Origin of the sequence: Leisingera sp. (assembly GCF_034669605.1) — a bacterium.
Taxonomy (GTDB): domain Bacteria; phylum Pseudomonadota; class Alphaproteobacteria; order Rhodobacterales; family Rhodobacteraceae; genus Leisingera.
Window position 1 is genome coordinate 1 of the sequence record NZ_JAXMOX010000224.1, and the last position, 6952, is coordinate 6952.

Annotated in this window: 6 protein-coding genes; all 6 read left to right on the plus strand. The window is 62.4% G+C overall.

Going from position 1 to position 6952, the window contains the following annotated elements:
• Positions 1-2353, plus strand: a 2353-nt coding sequence (locus VOI29_RS20930; RefSeq protein WP_323783337.1) for a heavy metal translocating P-type ATPase, incomplete at its 5' end; no start/stop codon positions are given.
• Between the two features lie 313 nt (positions 2354-2666).
• Positions 2667-3053 carry a hypothetical protein gene (locus tag VOI29_RS20935; protein WP_323783339.1) on the plus strand — a complete coding sequence of 129 codons (387 nt, stop codon included), beginning with the start codon at positions 2667-2669 and terminating at the stop codon, positions 3051-3053.
• Positions 3054-3135: 82 nt separating this feature from the next.
• The gene (locus tag VOI29_RS20940) at positions 3136-3360 is read left to right on the plus strand and encodes a hypothetical protein (protein ID WP_291730447.1); all 225 of its coding nucleotides are present in this window, start codon (positions 3136-3138) and stop codon (positions 3358-3360) included.
• Positions 3360-4820 carry a TolC family protein gene (locus VOI29_RS20945; RefSeq protein ID WP_323783341.1) on the plus strand — a complete coding sequence of 487 codons (1461 nt, stop codon included), beginning with the start codon at positions 3360-3362 and terminating at the stop codon, positions 4818-4820. The genes VOI29_RS20940 and VOI29_RS20945 overlap by 1 nt, the downstream gene beginning before the upstream one ends.
• A 14-nt stretch (positions 4821-4834) precedes the next feature.
• A complete protein-coding gene (locus VOI29_RS20950; protein ID WP_323783343.1) occupies positions 4835-6193 on the plus strand; it encodes a copper oxidase in 1359 nt (452 codons plus the stop codon).
• Between the two features lie 41 nt (positions 6194-6234).
• Positions 6235-6933, plus strand: coding sequence for a copper-binding protein (locus tag VOI29_RS20955; protein ID WP_323783344.1), 699 nt, complete (start codon positions 6235-6237; stop codon positions 6931-6933).
• Positions 6934-6952 lie beyond the last annotated feature (19 nt).

The following is a 6952-nucleotide window of genomic DNA, read 5'->3' on the forward strand; positions in this document are numbered from 1 at the left end:
CTCTCCTGCAGACCTGGCCGCGGTTTTGAACGAGGCCGGATATCCCGCCGTGACCGACGAAGCCACACTGGCAATCCAAAGCATGACTTGCGCATCCTGCGTTGGCCGCGTGGAGCGGGCGCTAAAGGCGGGAGCGGGAATATTAGACGCTGCCGTCAACCTGGCTACTGAAACCGCGACGGTCCGGTTTGCAGCCGGTGTCACATCACCCGCCGAAATTGCAGCACTGGCTACGGCGGCCGGGTATCCGGCGCAGCCGAAATCGAGCGCACGGAACAGCGCGGAGGACCGCAAGGCGGAAGAAATCCAGCATCTGGCCCGGCGGACGCTCGTTGCAGCCGTTCTTGCCCTGCCAGTGTTCCTGATCGAGATGGGCAGCCATGTGATTCCGGGCATGCACGAATTCATTTCAGGCGTGATCGGAATGAAGACCAGCTATTTCCTTCAATTCCTGCTGACCACGATCGTCCTGTTCGGGCCGGGCTTGCAATTCTACACCAAGGGCTTTCCGGCTCTCTTCAAGGGCGCGCCTGACATGAACTCGCTTGTCGCGCTTGGCACATCTGCGGCTTACGGGTTTTCGCTGGTTTCAACCTTCGCGCCCTCAGTGCTGCCTTTGGGGACGGCCAATGTCTATTACGAGGCCGCCGCAGTGATTGTCGTTCTGATCCTGCTGGGCCGCCTGCTGGAAGCACGTGCCAAGGGCCGCACGGGCGAGGCGATCCGCAAACTTGTCGGGCTGCAGGCGAAAACCGCGCGGGTCGAGCGCGGAGGCGAAGTGGCGGAGCGCGCGGTCGAGGACATCGTGGTGGGCGATATCGTTCACGTGCGGCCGGGCGAAAAGATAGCTGTGGATGGTGTGGTTCTGAGCGGCTCCTCTTATGTCGATGAAAGCATGATCACAGGTGAGCCCGTTCCAGTGCAGAAATCCGAAGGCTCGGAAGTGGTGGGTGCCACCGTGAACGGCACCGGCGCCTTGACTTTCCAGGCGGCGAAGGTGGGCAGCGACACGATGCTGGCGCAGATCATCCGGATGGTCGAGCAGGCGCAGGGAGCGAAGCTCCCGATCCAGGGGTTGGTGGACCGGATTACCGCCTGGTTCGTGCCTGCCGTGATGGCGGTTGCGGTGCTGACGATTGCGGCCTGGTTTCTGTTCGGCCCCGAGCCTGCACTCAGCCTCGCTCTGGTCGCAGGGGTGGCGGAACTGATTATTGCCTGCCCCTGTGCAATGGGCCTTGCGACACCGACCTCGATCATGGTCGGGACCGGCCGGGCTGCCGAAATGGGAGTGCTGTTCCGCAAAGGGGATGCGCTGCAGCTATTGCAGGAAAGCACCGTGGTTGCGCTCGACAAGACCGGTACGCTGACCGCTGGCCGGCCGGAGCTGACCGACTTGATCCTGGCCGGTGGCCAGACCGAAGACGAGGTGCTGCGGCTGGTGGCCGCTGCAGAGGAACGTTCGGAGCATCCAATTGCCAAGGCTATTGTTGCGGCGGCGGAAGTGCGGGGGATCAAACTGCCGGACGCAGACAGCTTTGACTCGATCACCGGCTTTGGCATTCAGGCATCGGTCGGAGGTCGTCAGGTGCTGATCGGCGCGGACCGGTTTATGGAACGCGAGGGTGTGGATCTTGGGGCGCTGGCCGGGCAAAGCGATGCGCTGGCCAGCAAGGGCAAGACACCGCTCTATGCTGCTGTTGACGGACGGATTGCCGCCGTGATTGCCGTGGCCGATCCGGTCAAGCCGACAACGCCCGGTGTTATTGAAGCGCTGCACCGGCTGGGACTCAAAGTTGCCATGATCACCGGAGACAATTTAGTGACGGCTCAAGCAATCGCCGGCGATCTCGGGATTGACCATGTGGTTGCCGAGGTGCTGCCCGAGGGCAAGGTTGCTGCGCTCGACAACCTGCGTGCGGATGGCGGCAAGCTGGCCTTTGTCGGAGACGGTATCAATGATGCACCGGCCCTTGCCGCTGCGGACGTAGGTATTGCTATCGGTACTGGAACCGATGTGGCCATTGAGACTGCCGATGTCGTGCTGATGTCTGGTGACCTCAACGGAGTTGTCAACGCCTTTGAAGTTAGCCAGCGTACCATGCGCAACATCCGGGAAAACCTATTCTGGGCGTTCGGCTACAATACGCTGCTGATCCCGATCGCGGCGGGGGTGCTCTACCCATTCGGTGGGCCGTTGTTGTCACCTGTGTTAGCAGCAGGCGCTATGGCACTGTCCAGCGTATTTGTTCTGACCAATGCGTTGCGCCTGCGCTGGATCAGGCCAGCAGCAGGAAAGCACCAGGCCGCTATCAAAGGACCGGAAGCCGCATTACAGCCCGCGCCAGCTGATTAAGGCTGACCGAAGGGAGCCAACTTGAAACCAAACCGGTTTTAGCCAAGATGGCATGACGTTCCGGGCAGTGTTCTGAGGCATGCACAGTCTCAGGAAACTGACGGGTAATTTCGCTTAACCGTTGATTCTCCATTGTTTCCAGTTTCAGCTGCGCCTCCTACGCGGGAAGGTTTGCTGGACGCAATGCATGCCTCGGCGGAATTCTGTGCAAAGCCCGGAATTTCTTTAAGGGCACGCAAATTTGTGCAGGAGATGCATCATTCCTGTCTTGACGCACGCCGTTCCTGCCTTGAGAAATGTCCCTATGGCGTGTTTGGCACATATTCTCCGGCTGATCAGGGTAGCTGCTGCATTTGCAGTGATCCTTGCGCTGGGATTTTCGCTGCCATCCGCCGCGCATTCCCTCGCGGGCCATCACGGCAATTCAGCGGTTTCGCATCATGCGGGCAGCGATGCCGGTGCGGCCGTCTCAGGCGCGGTGCATGACGTCTCCCACAGTGCCGCCCACGATGGGCCGGCCGCTCCCTGGAATGCTGCCGATGCCGGAAACTGCTGCGCAGGCGCCTGTATGGCTGTTGCGGTGCTTTCGATGCGGCAGGCGGATGCAATCGTCGTGCAGCGGCCGGTCCGCTGGGTAATGGGTTCCGCCCAGCTTCCCTCTCAGGACCAGATCAAGGTCCTGCGCCCTCCAAAAACCTGAGAATCTGAACCGCATCAGCGGTCATTAGAGCTGTTCTGCGCTCAAGTGCAGAACTCCTACAGATCAATCTCAGGAAAAACAGATGAAATCTCTCTTTCTGGCCGGGGCGGGCGCCCTGCTGCTGGGGGCGTGCGCCAGCAATCCCGCAGCGCTGCCCGAAACCGCAGCCCTGGAGCGTGCGGCGGCGCAATCCGGCCCTTATCGTACTTTGAACTACCAGTCTCCGCTCGCGGGCTTTGAAAACAACGAGCCCAGCGGCCCCGGGTCCTGGCGCGGGGTCAATGAGCAGCAGCAGGAGGACCACTGATGACAGTAAAAGTTTGGCGCGCCGTTCTGGCGTCGCCCATGGTGCTTGCCGCCTGCTCGGCCGCTGTGCCGGAGATATACACTAGCCCGCAGTCCGGGTTTCAAGAGGTGGCCAGCCAGACCTCGGCGGCCATCGGGAAACGCACGGCCTTTGCGCAGACACAGGCCGATAACGAGGCCTTGGCCCGGGAGGTCCGCAGTCTTGTGCAGGGCAAGACAATCTCCGCCGATACTGCGGTGCAGGCTGCGCTTCTGAACAACAAGGGGCTGCAGGCATCTTATGCTGCGGTCGGGCTGTCGGCAGCCGAGGCTTGGCAGCAGATGACGCCGGAGAATCCGGTGGTGTCCATCGGCCTGATGGGGATCGGGGCGCCGGAGCTGGGCCTGTACCGGGCGCTGGAATCCACCATTGCGGTCAATCTGCTGGACGTAAAAACCCGCAAGCAGCGCATTGCCGTGGCTGAGGCGCAGTTCCAGCAGGCGCAGCTGAATGCGGTGAATGACACCTTGGCGCTGGCCGGGCAGACACGGCAGGCCTGGATCAATGCCGTGGCCGCGTTTGAACGGCTGAGTTATCTGCGTCAGGCCAGCGGGACAGCGGCAGCGGGGGCGGAACTGGCCAGCCAGCTCGGCAAGACCGGTGCGCTGAACAAGGCGGGGCAGGCGCGGGAGTTTGCCTTCAATGCCGAACTGGCAGGCCAGGTCGCCCGGGCCCGATTGGAAGCAAAGCTCGCCAAGGAAGAGCTGACGCGGTTAATGGGCCTGTGGGGCAGCGATGCCAACTACTATGTGCCCGATGCGCTGCCATCCTTGCCAAGGTCTTTGCCCAAAGTGTCCTCAATCGAGGCGGCGGCGCTGAAGAACCGGGTGGATCTGCAGGTCGCCAAGCTAGGGCTTGAGGCACAGGCCCGCGCCTTTGGCCTGACCGACCGGACCCGGCTGATCACAGATCTGGAGCTGATTGCCGGGGCGGAGTCCGAACGTGAGCGCGAGGACGGGGTGACGAACACCGAAACCCTGCCGCAACTGGAGCTGGAATTCGCAATTCCGGTATTCGACACCGGCAAAGCGCGGATGCGCAAGGCTGAACTGACCTACATGCAGGCGGCCAATACGCTGGCGGAACGGGCGGTGAATGTACGCTCGGAGGCCCGCAGTGCCGAGCTAGCCTATCATTCCTCCTATGAGATCGCGCGCCATTACCGCGACGTGCTGGTGCCGCTGCGCCGGACAATCGAGGAGGAAGGGCTGCTCAGCTACAACGGCATGATCACCAATACCTTCGAACTTCTGACCGACGTGCGCGAAAAACTGGCGAGCTCGCTGGAAGCGGCCAATGCCAAGCGCGACTTCTGGCTGGCCCAGGCAAATGTCAGCGCCGCGATCTATGGCGGCGGCGCAGGATCGGCCCCGCAGGGCGGCGGCGCAGAGATCGCCGCTGGCGGCGGTGCAGGCCATTGAAAGGACCACATGACATGATGAACCGACGTCAATTGCTGGGAGCCGGCGCCGCAGGTGCCGCGCTGGTCTCCAGCCAGGCCTGGGGCAAGACCGCCAACATGGGCCTGCCCGAAGCTGCCAGCATGGACACCGCGGCAACCCAGCCGCCGCTGGCCCCGTCCACCGGACCGGACTATAACCCGACCGTCACCCTGAACGGCTGGACGCTGCCGTTCCGGATGAACAACGGGGTGAAGGAATTCCATCTGGTCGCCGAACCGGTCGAGCGTGAGCTGGCCGAAGGCATGACCGCGCATCTGTGGGGCTACAACGGCCAGTCCACCGGCCCCACCATCGAGGCGGTGGAGGGCGACCGGGTCCGCATCTTCGTCACCAACAAGCTGCCGGAACATACCTCGGTGCATTGGCACGGGATGATCCTGCCCTCGGGCATGGACGGGGTTGGCGGGCTCAGCCATCCGGGCATCCCGCCGGGCAAGACCTATGTCTACGAGTTCGACCTGATCAAGTCCGGCACCTTCATGTACCACCCGCACGCGGATGAGATGGTGCAGATGGCCATGGGCATGATGGGCATGTTCATCGTGCATCCCAGGGATCCGGCCTTCATGCCGGTGGACCGGGACTTCCTGATCATGCTGAACGCTTTCGATATTGACCCCGGCTCCTATGTGCCGCGGGTGATGGAGATGACGGATTTCAACCTCTGGACCTGGAACAGCCGAATCTTCCCTGACATCGACCCCTTGGTGGTCAACCAGGGCGACCGGGTGCGGGTGCGGACCGGCAACCTGACGATGACCAACCACCCGATCCACATGCACGGCTATGATTTCGAGGTCACCTGCACCGATGGCGGCTGGGTGCCCGAAAGCGCGCGCTGGCCGGAGGTGTCGATCGACATTCCCGTTGGCGCCATGCGCGCTTACGAGTTCGACGCGGTGCATCCGGGCGACTGGGCGATCCACTGCCACAAGTCGCACCACACCATGAACGCCATGGGCCACGACGTGCCCACCTTCATCGGCACCGACAAGCGCAAGCTGGCGGGCCAGATCCGCAAGCTGCAGCCGGAATACATGCCGATGGGCACCGCGGGCATGGCAGATATGGGCGAAATGTCGATGCCATTGCCCGACAATACCGTGCCGATGATGGCCGGCTGGGGGCCGCACGGACCGCTGGAGATGGGCGGCATGTTCTCGGTTGTGAAGGTGCGCGAAGGCATCGATGCAAACGACTACAGCGATCCCGGCTGGTACGAAAACCCGCCCGGCACCCAGGCCTATGAGTGGACCGGCGAGCTGCCGGAGCTCAATCGTGCCGACAACGCCCAGACCCAAGTCACCCCGAAACCAGCCGCCAAGGGCTGACCAGCCCCTGGCACCCAACCAAACCAAATGAGGAGACAGACATGAACAAGATCCTTTCCGCAGCCCTTGTTGCCGCGTGGGCGGCCACCCCGGCCCTTGCCGCCGGCAGCCACGGCGGCGGACACCATGACGAGATGGAAGTAGGCAAACCCGGCGAGGCCGCCCATGCGGATCGCGAAATCGCCGTCACCATGACGGAGACCGATGACGGCGAAATGCTGTTCGAGCCGTCCAGCTTTTCCTTTGCCAAGGGCGAGACGGTTAAATTCGTGATCACCAACGCCGGTGAGCTGGAGCATGAGTTCGTGCTCGATACGGCAGAGCGCAACGTCCACCACAAAGAGCTTATGGCCAAGATGGACATGGAGCATGACGACCCGAACTCGGTGCGCCTTGATCCAGGGGCAAGCGGGGAAATCGTGTGGACGTTCTCCAACCCCGGCACGTTCGAGTTCGCCTGCCTGATCCCCGGCCACTACGAATCCGGCATGCACGGAGCGGTTGCCGTGCTTGAGGGCAGCGAGGGCACCTTCACCGCGGGCACGGTCAAAAAAGTCGACCCCAAGTCCGGCAAAGTCACCATCATTCACGAGGAGTTGGTGGACTTGGAGATGCCTGCGATGACCATGGTGTTCCGGGTCGCCGATGACGCAATGCTGGAGCAGCTGAAGCCGGGCGAGAACATCGAGTTTGTGGCTGAAAGGGTCAAGGGAAAGCTGACCCTGACCGCCCTAAAATAATCGGGCGGCGGAGGCCGGC